The 17126-nt window shown below is 72.7% G+C and carries 10 protein-coding genes; 6 read left to right on the top strand and 4 right to left on the bottom strand.

The annotated features are described in order from the left end of the window. Positions 1-4 precede the first annotated feature (4 nt). Positions 5-7231: an amino acid adenylation domain-containing protein gene (locus tag AC07FT_RS19570; RefSeq protein WP_479177305.1), complete on the bottom strand. Its 7227-nt coding sequence runs from the start codon at positions 7229-7231 to the stop codon at positions 5-7. Positions 7232-7367: 136 nt separating this feature from the next. Here AC07FT_RS19570 and AC07FT_RS19565 point away from each other — a divergent pair, with 136 nt between their 5' ends. Then, positions 7368-8570, top strand: a complete 1203-nt coding sequence (locus AC07FT_RS19565) for a M20 family metallopeptidase (RefSeq protein ID WP_479177304.1) — start codon at positions 7368-7370, stop codon at positions 8568-8570. 202 nt (positions 8571-8772) lie between these two features. On the opposite strand, the gene AC07FT_RS19560 is transcribed toward AC07FT_RS19565, so the two are convergent. Beyond that, the gene (locus AC07FT_RS19560; protein WP_479177303.1) at positions 8773-9768 is read right to left on the bottom strand and encodes an ABC transporter substrate-binding protein; all 996 of its coding nucleotides are present in this window, start codon (positions 9766-9768) and stop codon (positions 8773-8775) included. A 151-nt stretch (positions 9769-9919) separates the two neighbouring features. Here AC07FT_RS19560 and AC07FT_RS19555 point away from each other — a divergent pair, with 151 nt between their 5' ends. Beyond that, positions 9920-10720, top strand: a complete 801-nt coding sequence (locus AC07FT_RS19555) for an ABC transporter ATP-binding protein (protein ID WP_479177302.1) — start codon at positions 9920-9922, stop codon at positions 10718-10720. Positions 10721-10954: 234 nt separating this feature from the next. Then, on the top strand, positions 10955-11386 hold the full coding sequence (locus tag AC07FT_RS19550; RefSeq protein ID WP_479177301.1) for a PPOX class F420-dependent oxidoreductase: 432 nt from the start codon (positions 10955-10957) through the stop codon (positions 11384-11386). 127 nt (positions 11387-11513) lie between these two features. Here AC07FT_RS19550 and AC07FT_RS19545 read toward each other — a convergent pair whose 3' ends face one another. Together AC07FT_RS19545 and AC07FT_RS19540 are read right to left on the bottom strand one after the other, a co-directional pair. Further along, a complete protein-coding gene (locus tag AC07FT_RS19545; protein WP_479177300.1) occupies positions 11514-12593 on the bottom strand; it encodes a hypothetical protein in 1080 nt (359 codons plus the stop codon). Between the two features lie 116 nt (positions 12594-12709). After that, on the bottom strand, positions 12710-13447 hold the full coding sequence (locus AC07FT_RS19540) for a metallophosphoesterase (protein WP_479177449.1): 738 nt from the start codon (positions 13445-13447) through the stop codon (positions 12710-12712). A 173-nt stretch (positions 13448-13620) separates the two neighbouring features. Between AC07FT_RS19540 and AC07FT_RS19535 the strand changes: the two genes are divergently transcribed. The 3 genes from AC07FT_RS19535 to AC07FT_RS19525 all read left to right on the top strand — a co-directional run bounded on the left by AC07FT_RS19535 (position 13621) and on the right by AC07FT_RS19525 (position 16942). After that, a complete protein-coding gene (locus tag AC07FT_RS19535) occupies positions 13621-14226 on the top strand; it encodes a CGNR zinc finger domain-containing protein (RefSeq protein WP_479177299.1) in 606 nt (201 codons plus the stop codon). A gap of 18 nt (positions 14227-14244) precedes the next feature. After that, positions 14245-14748 (top strand): DUF3841 domain-containing protein, encoded by a 504-nt coding sequence (locus AC07FT_RS19530; protein WP_479177298.1) that lies wholly within the window; start codon positions 14245-14247, stop codon positions 14746-14748. 289 nt (positions 14749-15037) lie between these two features. Further along, complete coding sequence (locus AC07FT_RS19525; protein WP_479177297.1) at positions 15038-16942, top strand: ATP-binding cassette domain-containing protein; 1905 nt, start codon at positions 15038-15040, stop codon at positions 16940-16942. Positions 16943-17126: the final 184 nt, after the last annotated feature.

The following is a 17126-nucleotide window of genomic DNA, read 5'->3' as shown; positions in this document are numbered from 1 at the left end:
GGGGTCACTTCTCCAGTTCGGTCAGTCGGTCGGCGACCACGCGCGCGATGTGCGCGATCGGTTCCGGCAGGGTCATGTCCTTGTGGGAGCAGGCGACATCGGTGTCGTCGATGCGCCCGCTCACGTACGGGGACCAGGTGTCGGGGGTCAGCGCGTCGTCGATGGTGTCGACGGTGGCGCGGAAGAAGAGCACATCGCCGTCGAAGCGCCGGTGGTCGAAGCCGCGGACGAGGTGGTTGGTGTTGAGGTAGATGTCGGCCAGGGCCTCGAGCGTCGCGGTGTCCAGGGCGGCGAGCGGACTCCCCTTGCCCTGGAGCACCTCGATCACGTTGGTGGTGGTGAGCTGTTTGCCCTCCAGGCTGTCCGGTCCGTGACCGCCCATCGCGAGCAGGGCCTCCATCGCCTCCGCGTGGTCCGGTACCGGCAGTTCGCGGAAGCCCTCGGCGGGATAGGCGTCCAGGATGGCGAGCAGTTCCACCTCCTGGCCCAGGTCCTGGAGGTGGGTGGCCATGGCCTGGGCGATGATGCCGCCGGTGGACCAGCCGAGCAGCCGGTACGGGCCCTCGGGCTGCACCTCACGCAGCCGCGCGGTGTAGTGGGCGGCCAGCTCCTCCAGGGTGGCGGGCAGCGGCTGCCCGGCGGTGGCGGGGCCGACCCCCTGTGCCTGGAGCCCGTAGAGCGGTACGTCGGCGGGCAGTTGGCGGATGAGTCCGGCGTAGCACCAGCTCAGTCCGCCCGCGGGGTGCACGCAGTACAGCGGGGCGCGGTCCCCGTCGCGGGCGGGCCGCAAGGGCAGCAGCACCTCCAGCGGATCGTCCCGGCGCACACTGTCCAGGGCCGTCTCCAGGGCCCGGACGGTGGGTGACTGGAAGAGGGTGCCGATGGACACCTCGGTACCGAGCGCGGCGTTCACCCGGGCGGCGAGGTCCACCGCGAGCAGGGAGTGGCCGCCGAGGTCGAAGAAATTGTCGTCCACGCCCACCCGGTCCAGTCCCAGGACGTCGGCGAAGATGCCGCACAGCTGCTCCTCGCGCGGGGTGCGCGGAGTGCTCCCGCCCTGGGCGGCCGCGGGGCGGCCGGGTGCGGGCAGGGCCGCGCGGTCCAGTTTGCCGTTGCTGGTCAGCGGCAGCCGGTCCAGGAGGACGACGGCGGACGGGACCATGTGGACGGGCAGTTCACGGCTGGTGTGTTCGCGCAGCCGGGCCGCGGTGGCGGCGTCCTCCTCCTCGCCGGGGGCGGTGGCCGGGACGGCGTAGGCCACCAGCCGCTTGTCGCCAGGGGTGTCCTCGCGGACCACCACGGCGGCGTCGGCCACCTCGGGGTGGGCGGTGAGCACCGCCTCGATCTCGCCCGGTTCGATCCGGAAGCCCCGCACCTTCACCTGGTGGTCGGCGCGGCCGAAGTACTCCAGGGTGCCGTCGGGGCGGCGCCGGGCCAGATCGCCCGAGCGGTACATCACACCGCCGCCGTCGCCGAAGAGCGCGGCGTAGGGGTCGGCCACGAAGCGGGTGACGGTCAGGTCCGGGCGGCCGAGGTAGCCGGTGGCGACGCCCTCACCGGCGACGTACATCTCCCCGGTGACACCGGGCGGCACCGGCTGGAGCCGCTCGTCGAGCACGTACACCCGCAGATCGGGGATGTTGACGCCGATGGCGGAGGAGGTGGCCGCGGCGGCGGTGGCCCGGTCGAGCGGGAAGTGGGTGACGTGGACGGTGGTCTCGGTGATTCCGTACATGTTCACCAGGACCGGGAAGTTGTCGGGGTGCCGTGCGTACCAGTCGTCGAGGCGGCCGAGCTCCAGTGCCTCGCCCCCGAACACCACGTAGCGCAGGGCCAGTGGCTGTCCGGGGCTGTGGCGGTCGGCGGCGGAGAGCTGGTGGAAGGCGGACGGGGTCTGGTTGAGGACGGTCACCCCCTCCGCCGCGAGGAGCCCCAGGAACGCGTGCGGATCGCGGGTGGTGAGGTGGGGGACGACGACCAGCCGGCCGCCGTACAACAGCGCTCCCCACAGCTCCCAGACGGAGAAGTCGAACGCGTAGGAGTGGAAGAGGGTCCACACATCATCGGGTCCGAAGCCGAACCAGTGGTCGGTGGCGGTGAACAGCCGGGTGACATTGTGGTGGGACACCACCACGCCCTTGGGGCGGCCGGTGGAGCCGGAGGTGTAGATGACATAGGCCGGGTCGCGCGGGGTGAGGGGGCGGACCCGGTCCTCCTGGCGCAGCGGAGAGGCGTCGTAACCGGCCACCGCGGCACCGTCCACGGTGATCAGCGGCAGCTCGTGGGCGGGCAGCCGGGGCGCGGTGGCGGTGTCGGTGACCACCGCTGCGGGCCGCGCGTCGTCGAGCATGTGGGCGAGCCGGTCGGCCGGGTAGTCGGGGTCAAGCGGCAGATAGGCCGCGCCCGCGAGGGAGACCGCCAGCAGACCGGTGACGAGGTCCAGGGACCGGGGCAGGGCGAGTGCCACGATGGAGCCGGGGCCGATGGACCGGGCGGTGAGCAGCCGGGCCAGCCGATGGGCGCGGCCGGAGAGTTCGGCGTAGGTGAGGGTCTCGCCGTCGTGGCTGACGGCGATCCGCTCCGGGTGGCTGCGAGCGGCGTCCTCGTACCGCTCTGCGAGGGTGGTGGGTGCGTCCGTCACGACCGGGAGGGGCTGGGCGTTGCCGTCCACGAGGGCGTGGCGGCGCTCGGCCGCGTCCAGCAGCGGCAGCAGCCCGATCGGGGTGTCCGGTGCGTCGGCGGCGGCGGAGAGCAGCCGGGCGAGCCGGTCCGACAGCCCCTGTGCGGTGGACCGGTCGAAGAGGTCGGTGCGGAACTCCAGGAAGCCGCCGATGCCGCCCTCGGCGAGTTCGCCCGCGTTCAGGGTGAGGTCGAACTTGGCGGTGCCGGAGGTCACCGTGGACAGCCGCGCGGTGGTGCCGGGCGCGAGGGTGAAGGCGGCGTCGGGCACCGACTGCCAGGCCAGCATGGTCTGGAAGAGGGGGTGACGGGCCAGGGAACGGGGCGGGTTGAGCTCTTCGACGAGGTGGTCGAAGGGCAGATCGTCGTGTTCGAAGGCGGCGAGGGTGGTGGCGCGCACCCGCTCCAGCAGTGTGCGGAAGGCGGGGTCGCCGGAGGTGTCCGTACGCAGCACCACGGTGTTGGCGAAGAAGCCGACGAGGCCGGCGGTGGTGTCGTCGGCGCGGCCCGCGACGGGGGTGCCCAGCGGGATGTCGGTGCCGCAGCCGTGCCGGGTCAGCAGGGTGGCGAGCGCCGCCTGCACGGTCATGAACACCGTGGTGCCGGTGTCCCGGGCGAGCTGGACCAGCTTGACGTGGGCGGCCCGGCCGAGGGCGAAGGGCACGGTGTCCCCGGCGCTGGACGCCACCGGGGGACGCGGCCGGTCGGTGGGCAGTTCGAGCTGGTCGGGCAGTCCGGCCAGGGCCTGCTTCCAGTGGGTGAGCCGGGCGGTGGCCAGCGGGGTGGGGTCCGCCGGAGTGCCGAGCCTGCGGCCCTGGTGGGCGGCGTGGTCGGCGTACTGGACGGGCAGCGGTGCGAAATGCGGTGCGCGGCCCTCCGTCCGGGCCCGGTAGGCGGCGGCGAGGTCGCGCACCAGGGGTGTGGTGGAGGCGCCGTCCCCGGCGATGTGGTGCAGCACCAGCAGCAGAGTGTGCCGGTCGGGGCTCTCGGTGAACAGGGTGGCGCGCAGCGGGAGTTCGGTGGCCAGGTCGAAGGTGTGGCGGGCCGTCTCGGTGAGGTCCTGGCCCTCCGTGGCGCGGTACAGCAGGGGTCGTGCCGCCGGATCACCGGGCTCGAGGATGTGCTGGTACGGCAGGCTGTCGGTGCCGTCCGGCGGTACGGGGTAGCGGGTGCGCAGCGTTTCGTGGCGGTCCGTCAGGTCCGCGAGGGCACGGGTCAGCGCGTCGGCGTCGAGAGGGCCCTGGAGGGCGAGGACGAGCGGGATGTTGTAGGTGGCGCTGGGTCCTTCCAGCCGGTGCAGGAACCACAGCCGCTGCTGGGCCGGGGAGAGCGGAAGCCGTCCGGTGCGGGGCACCGGGACCACGGGGATGTCATCCACGGCGGGTGCGGCGCCGCGGGTGCGCACCAGGGCGGCCAGGGCCCCGGGAGTGGGCGCGCGGAAGACATCGGCGACGGAGACGGGCACCTGGAAGGTCTCGCGCAGCCGGGCCGCGAGCCGGGCGGCGAGCAGGGAGTGACCGCCCAGGTCGAAGAAGACGGTGTCGGGCGAGGGCTGGGACTCCAGGCCGAGCAGGGTGGCGAACAGTCCGGCGACGATGTCACCGTGCGGGGTGGCCGCCGTGGTGGTGGGAGCGGCACCGGGCACGGTGGTGAGCGGTTCGGCTTCGGGCAGCGCGCGGTGGTCCAGCTTGTCGTTGGCGGTGCGCGGCAGCGCCTCGAGCGGGGTCACGGTGGCGGGGACCATATGCGCGGGCAGCGCCGCGGCCAGATGGTCGCGCAGTTCGGCCGGGTCGGGCCGGGTTCCGGGGCGCGGCACGGCGTAGGCCAGCAGCCGCTTGCCGCCGGTGCCGTCACGGACGATCACGGCGGCCTGGGCGACGGCCGGGTGGGCGGCCAGCACCGCCTGGATCTCACCGGGTTCGACCCGGAAGCCGCGGATCTTGATCTGGTCGTCGGTACGCCCCAGGAACTCGATCGTGCCGTCGGACCGTCGGCGCACCAGGTCACCGGTGCGGTACATCCGGCCGCCGGTGTCGCCGTGCGCCGCGCCGAAGGGGTCGGCGACGAACCGCTCGGCGGTCAGGTCGGGGCGGCCGAGGTAGCCGCGGGCCAGACAGGCCCCGGCCACGTACAGTTCGCCGGGGACGCCGTCGGGCGCGGGGCGCAGGGCGGTGTCGAGGACGTAGAGGCGGGTGGCGCGCACAGGCCGCCCGTCGGAGTCCGGGCCGGTCCAGTAGCAGGCGTCGACGGTGGTCTCGGTGGGCCCGTACAGGTTGAGCGGGTGCACGCCCTCGGTGGCGCACAGCCGCTGCCACAGCGGCGCGGGGACGGCCTCGCCACCGACGACGAGTACGGCGGGCCGGTGGTGGCCCTCGCCGAGCAGTCCCTCGGCGAGCAGCGCCTCGGCGTAGGAGGGCGTCACGTCCAGGTAGTCGAGGCGGTGCCGGTCGACGTAGGCGGTGAGGGCGGCCGGATCGCGGTAGGTGGTGTCGTCGAGCAGATGGAGTTCATGGCCGTGAGCCATCCACAGCACCGGGTCCCAGGCGGCGTCGAAGGCGAACGAGGCGTTGTGGGCGACCTTGAGCCGGGTGCGGACGGTGCGGGCGACGGCGGGTCCGATGTGGTCGGTGCCGTGTCCGGCGAGGAGGTTGGCGAGGGAGGCGTGGGTGACCACCACGCCCTTGGGGCGGCCGGTGGAACCGGAGGTGTGGATGACGTAGGCCGCGTCGTCCGGTGCGGGGGTGGCGGCGGGGTGGCCGGCCGGTCTTCGGTCGAGTGCGGCGCGGGTGCCGGGTGCGTCGGTCACGAGCTCGGGACGGCCGTGGGCGGGCAGTCCGGCCAGGGCCGCCGCGGTGCCGAGTACGCAGACGGGCCGGGCGTCCTCGAGTACGGCGAGGGTGCGGGCGGGCGGATGGCCGAGGTCGAGGGGCTGGCAGACACCGCCCGCCTTGGCCACCGCGAGCAGGGCGGTCACCATGTCGGCGGAGCGGGGCAGGGCGAGGGCGACGGTGGTCTCGGCCCGTACGCCGCGCGCGGCCAGTTCGTGGGAGAGCCGGTTGGCGGCGGCGTCGAGCTGGGCGAAGGTGAGCCGGGTGTCACCGCAGCGGACGGCGGTCGCGTCGGGAGTGCGCGCCGCCTGGGTGGCGAACACCTCGGGCAGGGTGGTCCCGGTGGGCGCTTCGGTGCGCCCGGCGGTCACCCGGCGCACCGCGTCGGCGTCCAGCAGGTCGACGGCGGCGAGGGGGCGGTGCGGATCGGTGAGCAGCGCCTCGGTCAGCCCGTCGAGGTAGTGGTGGAAGGTGGCACGGTACCGGTCCGCATCGGCGGGGGCGTAGCGGTCGGCGCGCGCTTCGATGACCATGTGCAGACTGTCGTCCGGGCCGGGCCAGGCGCCGACGGCGATGTCCTCGACGGGGCCCGCGGCGAGGTTGCGCACGGTCCCCGGCGCTCCCCCGAAGTCCAGGGTCTCTCCCTCGGTGGGCTTGATGTTGACCATCGGCCCGGTCAGCGGCGCGTCCGCGGTGGGCAGTCGCAGATCGCGGCGCAGCTCCGCCTGGGGGTACCGCTGGTGGCGGCGGACCGCGCGGATCTCGGTCACGACGCGGCGCAGCAGTTCGGCGGCGGTGTCCTGGGGGCGGACGGCGAGCCGCAGCGGGAGCACGTTGACGGTCATCGCCGGGGTGCGCAGCGCGGCGGGGCCGCGACGGTTGGTCAGGGGCAGGCCGAGGACCACCTCCTGTGCGCCGGTGAGCCGGTGGAGGTGTCCCGCCGTGGCGGCGATGACCAGTTCGGCCCAGGTGGCCTTGACCGCTTCGGCGGCGCGGGTGAGCCGGGTGAGGGAGTCCGGCGGCAGGTTGCCGCCGCGCCGGAGCAGTCCGGCGCCGGGGGTGTCGTCCCGCCGGGGGCCCACCGGCGGGGTGGTGACCGTGGCGCCGGTCAACCGCCCGGCCCAGAACGCGCGGTCGGCCGCGTACTGTTCGCCCGCCAGATAGCGGGCCTCCTCCTCGACGAGCTCGCGCAGCGGGACGAACCTGCTGTCGGTGTCAGGGCTCTGACCGTCCGCGGCGCCGGCCGCGTACAGCTCGGCCACCCGGCGGCGGATGAGCTGGAGGGCGTAGGCGTCGACGGCGATGTGGTGGACCCGCTGGTACCACCAGTACCGGGCGTCCCCGAGGCGGAAGAGCGCCTGGCACATCAGACCGTCGTCCGTCGCCGGATCGGCGGGGCGGGCCAGATCGGCGCGTATCCAGCGCTCCGCCTCCTCCTCGGGCGTTTCGGCGGAGCGCAGGTCGAGCAGGTGGAGGTGGATCTCGGGTGCGGGGTCCACCCGCTGGAGGGGCGCTCCGTCGGTGTCGGTGACGCGCAGGCGCAGCGTCTCGGCGTCGGCGATGGTCCGGCGCAGGGCGCGTTCGAAGAGGTCCTCGTCGACCGGTCCGTCGATCCGGACGATGTCGGCGGTGTGGAAGTCGGTTCCGCCGGGGGCGAGCCGCTGGGCCCAGTACACACCGCTCTGCGCGGTGAGCAGGGGAAATGAGTCCGGAAGCTCATGCATGGATGGACAACTCCTCAGAAGTGAAAGCCGCTGCCGCGCAGATTCACCGGCGCCGCCGACTACTTAGGCAAGCCTAAGCTATGTTCTTCCCGGCAGAACCACGCATCCGCGTCCGAACGCACCGGAAGAGGAGCCGATGACCGACCCCACAGGTGGCGCCACGGGCGCCCCCGAGAACCTCAAGTCCGCGATACGACAGCGCGTCACCGAGCGGACCGGCGCGCTGCTCGGGCTCAGCCGCCGGATCCACGGCCACCCCGAGACCGCCTTCGCCGAGCACCGCGCGGCCGCCTGGTGTGCCGAACTGCTGCGTGAGGGCGGCTTCGAGGTGACCGCGCCCGCCTACGGACTGGACACCGCCTTCGGCGCCACCTTCGGCAGCGGCCCGCTGACGGTAGCCCTCGTGTGCGAGTACGACGCGCTGCCCGGACTCGGCCACGCCTGCGGCCACAACCTGATCGCGGCCGCGGGGATCGGGGCCGCCCTGGGGCTGGCCCCCGTGGCGGATGAACTCGGCCTGACCATCAGGGTGCTGGGCACCCCGGCGGAGGAACGGGGCGCGGGCAAGGCGCTGATGCTCGACGCGGGCGCCTTCGACGGCGTCGACGCCGCCATGATGGTGCACCCCTGTCCCTTCGACATCGCCGACTTCCGGTCCTTCGCCCTCGGCACGCTGTCGGTGACGTACACCGGCCGGGCCGCGCATCCCAGCCTCAACCCGCACGAGGGGCGCAACGCCGCCGACGCGCTGACCGTCGCCCAGGTGGCGATCGGACTGCTGCGCCAGCAACTCCCCCCGCACTGGCGGGTGCACGGCATCACCACGGAGGCGGGCTCCGCGCCGAACGCCATCCCGGCCCGCGCCACCGCCGAGTACGAGTTGCGCACGACGGCGGCCGAGGACCTGGAGGAGCTGCGCTCCAGGGTGGAGGCATGCTTCCGGGCGGGCGCGCTGGCGACCGGCTGCGAGGTGCGGCTGGTCCGCCCGGAACCCGATTACCTGGACTTCCGGGGCGATCCGGAGCTGATCCGGCTGTGGACGGGCAACGCCCGCGCCCTGGGCCGCCCGGAGCCGGTCGAGCGACCGCCCTTCGCCTGTACGGACATGGGCAACGTCTCGCACGCCGTCCCCTCCATCCATCCGGTACTGGACATCAGCGAGGGCGCCTGCGGCCCGCACGAGGCCGCGTTCGCCGACGCGGCCGTGTCCCCCTCGGGTGAACGCGCTCTGCTCGACGGGGCGACCGCGATGGCCTGGACCGCCGCGGACTTCGCGTACGCGGCCCGCGGTGCGCGTCCCGCGCGGAGCGGCACCCACTCGGAGCGGGCAACCGCCTGAGGGCCCCGCGCGGAGCTCCGGACAGTCCGGCACTCCGGCCGCTCCCCCGCCGCCAGGCCGGAGGAACGGCCGGTGCCACCCGCACCGGACCCGGGGCGGCAGCCCCGGGGCGGCCGACCGGAGGGCCATGGACCGGTCGGCCTCCGCCGTGCGGACGTGTCCGCGGGCGTGCCCGTGGGGACACACGGCCCCCGACGGGGCGTCAGGAGGCGCCCAGCGCCTTGGTGATGTCGTTGATGACCACATCGGCGGCGAGCGGTCCGCCCCGGGTCGACCAGACCGAGCCGTCGACCGTCACCACGTGCTTCTTCTTGACTGCGCCCAGCTCCTTGTAGGCGGGCTTGGCCTGTACGTCCTTCAGCGCCTTGTCCCCGTCCGCCGTGAGCGTCGACAGGAACAGCCAGTCGCCGTCGATCTCGTCGATCTTCTCCAGGCTGAGCGGCGGGGTGTGGGCATTACCGTCCTTGTTCTGCGTCTTGGGCCGCTTCAGCCCCATCTCCAGCGCCACCCCGCTGGCGAACTGCTTCTTCTCCATCCAGCTCGGACCGTCCGGGTTCCACCGCACGATGGAGACCTCGGCGCCCTTGTTCGCGCCGAGCTTCTTGTCCGCGGCCTTGGCCGTGGCCTCGTGCGCCGCGATGACCTTGTTGGCCTTGTCCAGCTTGTTGACCGCGTTGCCGATGCCACGGAAGGAGAGCTTCCAGTCATCGGTCGGCGCCATGGTGACCAGGGTCGCGGGGGTGATCTCGCGCAGCTGGTCCAGCATCTGCTTGTCCTGCATGTCACCGGCGAGGATCAGATCGGGCTTGGCGGCCACGACCTTGTCCATCACCGGCTGGAGCAGGTTTCCGACGACGTCGACGCCCTGGACCTTGTCCGCCAGGTAGGCCGGGGGCTTGTTCATCCCCTGGCCGTTGGTGATCCCCACCGGCTTCACCCCGAGGGCGAGCACCGCGTCGAGGTCCTCCTGGGTGAGCGTCACGATGCGCTGGGGCGCGGCCGGAACCTTGACCGCGCGGCCGGTGGCGTCCTTGACCGTACGGGTGGCGGACGAGCCGGAGTCCTTCTTCGCCGAGTCCTTGGAGTCCGAGGAGTCCGAACCACAGCCGGTCATCAGGAGCGCGGCCGCGGCCACGGTGGCGACAGCCTGAGCCGCGCGGCGCGGCACGAAGGAGAAGGGACGTCTGGGCAGGGTCATCGAGGACTCCGGGTATCAAAAGGGACGCAGACGCGCAGGGTGGAATCCACGGCTCTCCGCATCGGCGCCACCCCGTCGCGTTGTTAAGGTTAGCCTTACCTTATGCTCTTCAGGCAAGAGGGTGGCGCCACTCTCCGAAAGGGCGGTCCAGGTGGATGTGCGCGTAGAGCAGCTCACGGCCGGGTATTCCGGCCGCACGGTCGTGGACCGGGTCGACATGACGGTGCCGCCGGGCCATGTGGCCGCGGTGGTGGGCCCGAACGGCTGCGGCAAGTCCACCCTGCTGCGCGCCATGGCCCGGCTGCACACCCCGGCCTCCGGCCGGATCCTCATCGGCGGCGATGACGTCTGGAGGCTGAGGCAGCGTCAGGCCGCGCACCGGATAGCCCTGTTGCCCCAGTCACCCCAGGCACCCGAGGCGGTGACCGTGGCCGGACTCGTACGGTACGGCCGCCATCCCCATCAGGGGCTGTTCCGCCAGTGGTCACAGGAGGACGAGCACGCGGTCGAGCGGGCGATGACTGCCACCGGGGTCACCGGGCTCGCCGAGCGCCGCCTCGACGAGCTCTCCGGCGGCCAGCGGCAGCGGTGCTGGCTGGCCATGGCCCTCGCCCAGCAGACCCCCGTGCTCCTCCTCGACGAGCCGACCAGCGCCCTGGACATCGGCCACGCGGTCGAGGTGCTGGAACTCGTCCGCGAGATCGCGGCCGACGGACGGACCATCGTCATGGTCGTCCACGACCTGGCCGCCGCCGCCCGCTACGCGGACACCCTCGTCGCCATGCGCGACGGGCGGATCGTGGCCTGCGGCCCACCGCGGGAGACCATCGACACCGCGCTGATGCGGGAGTTGTACGGCATCGACACCGAGATCCTCGCCGCGCCCTCCGACGGCTCGCCCGTCATCGTGCCGGTCTCCCCCGCCCCGGTGCGGCAACCCGCCACCGGCTGACGGACGGCGGTCCCGGACGACACGGACGCCTCCCCGTGGCCCACTTGACCCTCACACCGGTGAGATGGTCGAGGATGTCGCCATGACGACTCACTCCGCCCGCGGAGAGCGGACACCACACGGCCACAGGACCCGCCCCACCGAGGCGCCGGTCGCCCACCTCTCGCACCAGAGTGCCCCGTTCGGCACCGGCACCGGACTCCCCTCACTCCGCGTGCGCACGGAGGTCCGCTCGTGAGCGCGACACCGTTCAACCCGCGCGAACTGCTCGCGGAGAGCCGGCTCGGCGTCCTCGCCACGATCAAGTCGGACGGCCGCCCCCAGCTGTCCCCCGTCATGCCCTTCTACGACGACCGTTCCGGTGTCATCCACATCTCGACCCGCGAGGGCCTGGCCAAGACGGCGAACCTCCGGCGCGATCCGCGGGTCTCACTCGAGGTCACCCACGCCGACGGACGCGCGTGGGCGACGGCCGAGGGCACGGCGACCCTGACCGGTCCGGGAACCGACCCCCATGGCCCCGAGGTCGAGGCCCTGGTGGCGTACTACCGGGCCGCCGCGGGTGAACATCCCGACTGGGACGAGTACCGGTCGGCCATGGTGGCCGACCGCAGAGTGCTCATCACGATGACCGTCGACCACCTCTACGGCGACAGCGTCCGCTGACCCCGCGCCGACGCCGGTCTCCGTATGCACGGCGGTCCATGGGTGCGGCTCACCCACCCTCCGGAGTCTTCGACGGCGGACTGGACAATCTGACCGGCTTGATCGCGAAGGAGAGGGCATCAGACGGCTAGAAGAGGCCGGCCGAGATGTCCTGCGCGACGTTCTCGAGGATCGCGCGCATCCACGGGCTGCGCCCAGCCGGCAGCCGGGCCAAGGTGCGCTGGAACGTTCTCCGGTCGACCCGGAACAGATAGCCGGGGCGCGGCGGCAGCGGGTCGTCGCGGAGGACGTCCTGGGGTATGCCGCCCGACGCGGGAACCGGCAAGTACGGCGGGGGCGAGACCAGCCACCGCCACACCCCCAGCGGCAAGGGCACCGGGTACGCCGGTGTGGCCGGGCCGTCAGGGGTCCAGGTCCGGCCCGTCTGGGGATGGACCGGCACGAGGAGGATGTCGGCGCCCGCTTCAGGGGCGGGCCGTCCGGGACCGGCCAGGGCTGCGCGGCGCTCGCGGGGGCCCGCGGACAGCAGGGCGTCGAGCGGGCGTTGGAACACATCCGTGGCCAGACCGTCGGGAACCCTCACCGGCTGCCCTCCGGAGGCCACCAGCAGATGGGCGAGCGCCTGGCCGGCCGCCGCCTCCCATTGCGGACTCCACGACCAGTAGTGGCTCGACCCCGACCGCCCTCCCCAGGTGGCAATCGGTTCCAGCGGAGGTGTCCTCTCCCCCTTCTCCGCCAGTTCCGCCCACGAGAGCGCCGCAACGGGAACTCCGTCAACGGGGACGCGGTGAACGGCGTCCGAGCTCAGCCACACCGCCTGCCAGAGCGAGCAGTCGTCGACCCTGGTCGCCACGGGCAGGTCACACACCTCGCAGGCCACGTTGGGCCCGTCGGACCCGTCGAGTCCGCAGCAGGAACCGCCGCTCTTCCCGGGGATCAGCCGGGTTCCGCGGACATCACCGGGCGCGATGACCATCGCCCTGGGCGCGCCTGCCTCCGCCTCGTCCGGATCGATCTCGTCCCACGTCCGCCACGGCCGCCACGGCCGCCCCCAGGGGTCCGGGTCCACGGCGAACGTCCCTGACTCCATGAGCACCGGAAGCTGGGCCCCGTCCCCGTATGCCTGACGGGCGTGGGCCGGAAGGGACACCTGCGACAAGGGGACGGTCAGCTCGGCGTCGCACCTCGCGCAGACGAAAACGAACACAGACCCCTCCGCATGAGCAACAGTTGCATGGTCGCAGCCCGGCGGCATCCGGCCAACGGATTTCCCGTCCGCGGGAATACGGCGATCCCCCTGGACGGACGCCGGCCGGGCCGCCCTCACACCACCACGCGGTAGTGGGTGGTCATCCGGCCGTCCGGCTCCAGGACGTGGTAGGCGAGGCCGGGCGGCTGGTCCCGGTCCGCGGGCCGGTCTCCCTCCCACGGCAGGCGCAACGTCCACGTCACCGCCGGGCTCACGATCAGCGGGCGGTCGGCGAAGGTCGTGGACGCGGCGATGTGGGCGTGACCGGTGAGCACGGCGGCCACCTCGGGGTGTGCGCGGAGCAGGGCTTCCAGCTGTCCGGGCTGCTCGAGCATCGAGCCGTCGGGCAGGGGATGGTGCACCGGGACCGGTGGCTGGTGGAAGGCGATCAGGACGGGGATCCGGCCCCCCAGCTCGGTCAGGCTCCGGTCCATCCAGGCGAGGGTCTCGGGGGCGAGGCGGCCCTCGTCGCGCCCCGGGATCGTGGCGTCGCACATCAGGATCGCCCCGTCGTCGAACCGGTGGAGGCTGTTGACCGGTTCACCGCTCGGGGCCTCGCCGAGCAGCGCCTTCCGGAACGCACCGCGGACATCGTGGTTGCCGGGGCAGGTGAGCACGGGAAAGGGAGCGTCGAAGAGTGCGGCCGCCTCTTCGTACTCGCTCTCCTCCCCGTGGTCGGCGATGTCCCCGGTGACGAGGAGGGCGTCGACGGGGCGGGGCAGGTCGCGCAGATGGTCCATGACGCGGGCGGCACGGCGCGAGGCCCGCTCGGTCCCGTCGAGATGCAGATCGCTGATCTGGGCGAACAACACGCCGGTCTCCTCCACTTGGGTGCCCACAGGGCAAGGGCACGGGTACGCCACACAGAGGCGCCCGCACTCCTTCTAACGGAAAACGTTACGCTTACCGTTAGAGAACCTAGAGGGCGACCCGTGATGTGATCAAGTGATGGACGCGGGAGCGGACGAGCGGGAGGGACGGGCTCATGCGGCGCCGGCAGGCACTGGAACTCGCGAGCACGATCCGGCACGACGGACACGGCGGAGTCGCGGACGACCTGGAAACCGTCCAGGGCACGGTCCGGTGGCTGCGCGGCCAGAGCGAACTGCTCGCCGGACACCTCGCCGTGGACGATCTCGAGGTCGACGAGGAGCTGCGGGCCGGGGTCGTCGAACTGCGGCGCGCGGTGCGGGCCCTGTTCGCCCGCGTGGTCAGCCCGGGACCGCCCAGCCCCGCCGACGCCCACCGGCTGATGCCCGCCGACCGCGCACTAGCGCATCTCAATGCCACCGCCGCGACGGAGCGGGTCGCCCCGCAGCTCGTCTGGCCGGAAGGGGCCGACCCGTCGGTCCGGCTGCTGTCCAGCGAACCGGAGCCGCGGATCCGGCTGCTCGGGGCGCTGGCGCGGTCCGCGGTCGACTTCCTCTCCGGCCCCGATGCCGCGGGGCTGCGCGCCTGTACCGCTCCCCGCTGTGTGCGCTATTTCGTCAAGGCCCATGGACGGCAGGAGTGGTGCAAACCGTCCTGCGGAAACCGGGCGCGGGCCGCGCGCCACTACCGGCGGCAGCAGGACGACGCGGTCCGGGACTGAGGACGGGCTGAGGAGACGGTGCGACTGTGGACGGTGCAGCCCCGCGCGGCACTGACGAGACTCCGGGCGGACGGCGAACTCACCGGCGCATGGGAGCGGGTGGAGCCCACCTGGCGTCCGGCGTACGAGGCCATGGTCACGAGGATGGAATCCCGCGGTGTGCCCTGCGGAGGGCGCCCGCCCTTCTGGGCCTGGGCCGCACCGGACACCGCCGACGACCGCGTGGCCTGGACGGCGGTGCTGCTGCTCGGCCTCGACGCGGACGATCCGGGGCCGTTCGCCGGGTACCGCGTACTGGACCTGGAGATCGCCGACGAACTGGTCGTCCTGAGTTCCTACTCGCGTTGGAACATGTTCCTGCACGATGTCCTCATGGGTGAGGTGTCGGCGGCCATGGACTGGTCCATCGACGCCGACGAGTTCCACGATCCGGATCAGATGGGTGTGCAGGCGTGTGTGCCGCGGCTCCGCGCCGACTGGGTCCTCGGCTGCCGCCCGTTGACGGCCCCACTGGGGGACTGACGGGAGAGGCGGTCCCCCGCTGATCGATGAGCGGACGTCGCAGGACCCGCAGGGCGCGGGCGCCTGCTGCACACACTCGGGAGCCCCATCCGTCACACACACCACAGCGCTCGGCGATTCGGCCAATTCCCGCCACGCGACAGCGCCCGCGGCTCGGCGGTCGCGCGTTCGAGCCCTTGGATTACCCGGGCTCCAGCACGTCCGAAATCGAGCGCGTTCGATTCCCTCACCCCGTCGTTATGCCGGACACAGCCGGACCATCCCGGTGCGGCAGCGACCCCTGGGAGGGATGCGGGTGACTGTGACCGACGCCTCGACCGCACATGCGGAGATGCCACCTCCGCCACCTCCGGCGACCATCACGTTCGAAGGGAAACACGCCAAGAATCCGCTGGCGGAAGCCAGTTTCCGGGCGATGTGCGGACGGCTCCCCTCCGTACTCGGGCACACCGCCCGGCTGGCCTGGTCCGTCGATCGCCCGGCCGTGGTGCTCATGCTGGTGTGTCAGCTCCTCACCGGTGCCTCGGCCGCCGCGGTCCTCGCGTTCACCGCGAAGGCCATGACACACATCCTCGGGACCGGGGTGGTGTCCGAACGTCTGGACGCCGCGCTGCCCGCCCTGATGGTGGTCGCGGGCGCCGCGGGCGTTGGCCGGATCAGTGGCGCCCTGTCCTCCTACGCCGACGGCCGGATCACCCCGCTCCTCCTGACCGAGGCGGACGTCGCGCTGGTGTCCGCGGTGTGCCGCGTCGAGGCGTCCGCCTACGGGGAGAGCGGATTCGCCGACCGCCAGGAAGCCGCGGAGGTCGGTGTCACCCGCACGCGGATGATGGTGCAGGACGCACAGCGGTTCATGGCCGCCCTGCTCCGCATGGTCGCCGCGAGCGGTGTCATCACGGCCCTGCACTGGATGATGCTCCCGCTGCTCCTGCTCGCCGTCGTCCCGGCCGGCATCGGCGCCGTGCTCTGCGCGCGGGTCGACTACGAGACCCACTACGCCAACGTGGGCGACCGCAATGTCCGCGGCATGATGCGCTGGTGGGCCACCTACTCCCGCTACGGCGACGAGGTCCGCGCCAATGGCATGACCGGCTACCTCCTCTACTGGTACCGCGCCCTGTCCGACCGCATCGACCAGCGGACCCTGACCGCCGCGCCCCGTATGCTGCGCATCGTCCTGACGACCAGCGCCCTGGGCGGGATCTTCCTCCTGGGCACCTGGGCCACCCTCGCCTGGCTGGCCACCACCGGCCGCGTCGCCCTGCCCGTGGCCGCCACCGCCGTGGTCGCCGTCCAGACCACACTGGCCGCGCTCTCACAGTTCGTGATCCACGGTGCCGCGATGTTCCACACCTCGCTGTACCTCGCCGATATGCGGAGCTTCCTCGACCTGGCCACCGAACGCGCGCCCCGGCGCGGGGAGCTGACCATTCCCGAGCGGGTGACCGAGATCCGGCTCGAGGAGGTCGTGTACCAGTACCCCGGCAAGGACGAACCGGCGGTCGACGGGGTGTCCCTCACCCTGCGCCGCGGTGAGATCCTCGCCATCGTCGGTGAGAACGGCAGCGGTAAGTCCACCCTGGCCAAACTGATCACCGGAATCCTCCTCGCCGACAAGGGCCGCGTCCTGTGGGACGGCACCGATCTGGCGCGGGCCCATCCCGACGCGGTGTGGAAGCGCACCGCCCTGGTCCCGCAGAACTTCGCGTGCTGGCCGCTGCGCGCACGGGAGAACATCACGCTGGGGCAGCCGAAGACCTTCGACGACGACGCGGTGTGGGAGGCCGTGGACGCGGTGGGCATGCGCGCGACGATCGAGAAACTGCCCCGGCAGCTCGACACCCTGCTCGCCCGTGAACTCTTCGGAGGCGCCGAGCTGTCCGGAGGCCAGTGGCAGCGGCTCGTCTGCGGTCGTGCCCTCTACCGGCGGACGCCTCTGCTGATCCTGGACGAACCGACGTCGCAGATGGACCCGCGCGGCGAACACCAGATCTTCCTGGAGATCAAACGTATCGCCGCCGAGCGCATGACGATCGTGGTCACCCACCAGCTGGAGAACACCCGGCTGGCGGACCGGATCCTGGTCATGCGGGACGGACGGGTGATCGAGCAGGGCGGTTACGACGAACTCGTCGGTGCGGGCGGTCTGTTCGCCGAGTTGGTGGCCTTGGCCAAGGACCGTTCGCTGCGCTGAACTCCGGGCGGGCACCGGCTCATGGCGCAGGGCGGCCGATCCGGGGCGCAGGGCCGCCATCCGGAACGGAGCGGCCCAGAGGCGGGCGGGACAGATGCCTTCCCGCCACACCGGGCGCCCCGTCCCGCCGTCCCGTCCCGCCCCGTCCCGCCCGCCCCGGGCCGGTGCCCCGGCGTGTGACGCC

This window comes from Streptomyces sp. NPDC045899, assembly GCF_056431485.1.
This window is presented reverse-complemented; position numbering and strand designations above follow the sequence as displayed.